This window comes from Arthrobacter sp. GCM10027362, assembly GCF_042679445.1.
Lineage (GTDB): Bacteria > Actinomycetota > Actinomycetes > Actinomycetales > Micrococcaceae > Crystallibacter.
Genome location: NZ_JBHTML010000304.1, coordinates 1 through 2911 on the forward strand (window position 1 = coordinate 1; position 2911 = coordinate 2911).

Genomic DNA, 2911 nt, shown 5'->3' on the forward strand with positions numbered 1-2911 from the left:
CCCCGGCCAGCGCGCCCTCGGCGGCGAGCCCGGCCGAGTGGGTGCGCAGCGACCGCTCCAGCAGCGCCAGCTCCGCCAGCAGCTCGCCGGTGGAGGCGTAGTCCCGGCCGGGTTCGTGCCGGGTTCCGTGCTGGACCCGCCGCGAGGTGTTCATCAGCTTGGCCTTGATGCAGGTCAGCTTCAGCCGGTAGGGCTCCCGGGCGTTCAGCTCGAACACGCGCGGGTCCAGCCCGGGCAGTTTCTGCACGTCCGCCCCGATGGACGCCAGCAGCTCATCGCTGGCGCCGGCCAGCGCCGTCGAATTGGACAGCAGCGAGATCAGCCCGTCCACCAGCTCGATGCAGATGCGCAAGGAGTTCTGGTTCTGCAGCTTGAGGACTTCGCCGGTGGTCTGCGCGGTGACGTGGGGGTTGCCGTCCCGGTCCCCGCCGATCCAGCTGCCAAAGCGCAGCGGCGCCGCCGTCGCGGGCAGGCGGATCCCGTGCTCGGCCAGCAGGTCGGCCAGTTCCGCCAGCAGCCCGGGCAGGGTGTCCGTGAGGATGTTGTCCAGGTAGTAGATGGCGTTGCGCGCCTCGTCGATGGGCGTGGGGCGGACCTGGCGCAGTTCGTCCGTCTGCCACATCTGGTCGATGATCTCCGCCAGCCGCCGGTCCTGCCGGCGGCGGGCCGCACTGCCCTCGGCCGTTTCCGCCGCCAGGACATCGGAGAGGGCACGCAGCTTGTCCAGCACCGAACGGCGGGAGGCCTCGGTGGGATGGGCGGTGAAGACCGGGCGGACATCGAGCCGGTCCGCCACTTCCTGCAGCACCTGCGGGCCGGCCTGGGCGGCGATGTTCCTGACCGCCCGGGCCAGCCAGCCGTCCTCCTCCGGGCGGGTCCGCAGCCCGCGCACCCGGTGCACCTGCTCGGCGGCATTGGCGAGGTGGAAGTAGAAGGCGAATGCCCGGACCAGGTCCGTGGCCTGCCCGGTGGGCAGGCCGGCGAGCAGCTCGCGGACCTGGTCGGCGACGTCGCGCGCGGTCCAGGGGCCGGTCGCCTCCCCGCCGCCGCGGGCCGCCTCCTTGGATTCCTTGGTCAGCAGGCGCACCTGCTCCACCAGCGCCAGCAGTTCGGGTCCCTGCTGGCGTACCAGGGACTCGCCCAGCAGCGTGCTCACGCGCCGAACGTCCGCCCGCAGGCGCGCATCAAGGTCCTGGTCCGAAGTCATCGCAGGCCTTCCGTGGGGTCTTCCGCGGGACTTTCCGTCGCCGCGGGCCAACAAGCATTCAAGTCTACGGCCGAGGGCCCCGCTCCGGGCAAGGCGAGGAACGGGAGGCCGCCTAGACGCTAGGCTAACCCCTGCGGCGGGGCTTGTCCTGTCCGGGCCGCAGGAGCAGACTGTGAGGCAGGCTGCCGGGTCCGGCGCGTCAGCGACGGCAGCCTCAGCACCGGAAGGGAGAGCCATGACCAGTCTGGAGAATGAAGTGACCACGGCCGAAGCAGACTGGCACGCATGGCGCCGGGCACGCGAGGACGCGCTGGCCGCGGACTTCGGCTGGCTGAGCCTGACCTCCCTCCAGCGCCTGGGACCGGAGCCGGCCGAAGTGGACGAGGTGCCCGGGCTGTGGTGCGCGGACGAGCACGGGGCCACGCTGGCGGCCCGCCATGAGGACGAATTCGTGCTCTGCGACGGCGGCAGGGACGCCGTCGGGGAACTCACCAAGGCCGTGGACGAGCGCGGCCACGCCCTGTGGGTGATGTGGACCGGGGGCCAGCACGACGTCGTCGTCGAACTGCTGCGGCGGGACCGGCGCTACCTGATCCGCACCCGCGAGGAAGGCTCGGTGCTGCAGCAGAATTTCAGCGGCGTCCCCACCTTCGACTACGCCCCGGACTGGGTGCTCCGGGGCCGTTTCACCGCCTTCGCGGAGCCGGCGCCGGAGCGGGTGGCCACCGCCCACCCGAAGGTGGAGCTGACCTTGCACGCGGTGGGCGAAATCAGCTTCCGGCACCGCGGCGCCACGCACCGGCTGGCGGCCGAGGCCCTCGCCGGCGGGCTGCGGATCGGCTTCCACGACCAGACCAACGGCCGGAGCACCCCGGCCTGGCGCTATCTCGACGTCGCCGCCCCGGCCCCGGACGGCATCGTTGTGCTGGACTTCAACCGCACGCTGGACTACCCGTTCGCGTTCTCCGCATACACCTCCTGCCCGGCGCCGTTCCGGGCCAACCGGCTGCAGCTGGCGGTCGAGGCCGGGGAAAAAACGCCCGAGTGAGGCAGGGGCCTTACTTCGGGGCCATCCGGATGGCCCCGTCCAGCCGGATGGTTTCGCCGTTGAGCATGGCGTTTTCCACGATGTGCGCGGCGAGGTTGGCATATTCGGCCGGCCGGCCCAGCCGGGCCGGATGCGGCACCTGGCGGCCCAGGGATTCCTGGGCCTCGGCCGGCAGCCCGGCCAGCATCGGGGTCTCGAAGATGCCCGGGGCGATCGTCACCACCCGGATCAGGGACCGGGCCAGCTCGCGGGCCAGCGGCAGGGTCATTGCCGCCACGCCGCCCTTGGAGGCGGCGTAGGCCGGCTGGCCGATCTGCCCGTCGAAGGCTGCCACCGAGGCGGTGTTGATGATGACGCCGCGTTCCGGGCCGCCGAGTTCGGTTTCCACGGGTTCGGTGGCCGCCATGGCCGCGGCGGCCAGCCGGATCACGTTGAAGGTGCCGACGAGGTTGATCCGCACCACCTTCTCGAACGCCTCCAGCGGCAGCACCCCGTCGCGGCCCAGGACCCTGCCCGGGGTGCCGACGCCGGCGCAGTTGACCACGATCCGCACCGGGCCCAGTCCGGCGGCGGTCTCCACCGCCGCCTGCACCTGGCCGCCGTCGGTGACATCGGCGGGCACAAACCGGGCCCGCTCCCCCAGTCCCGCCGCCGCG

The 2911-nt window shown here is 72.4% G+C and carries 3 protein-coding genes; 1 reads left to right on the forward strand and 2 read right to left on the reverse strand.

Annotated features, from left to right (window positions below):
* A partial coding sequence (locus ACFQ36_RS21925; protein ID WP_377017544.1) for a phosphoenolpyruvate carboxylase occupies positions 1-1207 on the reverse strand: 1207 nt, incomplete at its 3' end.
* 235 nt (positions 1208-1442) lie between these two features.
* Here ACFQ36_RS21925 and ACFQ36_RS21930 point away from each other — a divergent pair.
* Entirely contained in the window at positions 1443-2255 is an 813-nt protein-coding gene (locus ACFQ36_RS21930) for a DUF1684 domain-containing protein (protein ID WP_377017546.1), read from the forward strand.
* A 10-nt stretch (positions 2256-2265) separates the two neighbouring features.
* Here ACFQ36_RS21930 and ACFQ36_RS21935 read toward each other — a convergent pair.
* Positions 2266-2911 (reverse strand): SDR family NAD(P)-dependent oxidoreductase (locus ACFQ36_RS21935; protein WP_377017549.1); only part of this gene is annotated, 646 nt, incomplete at its 5' end.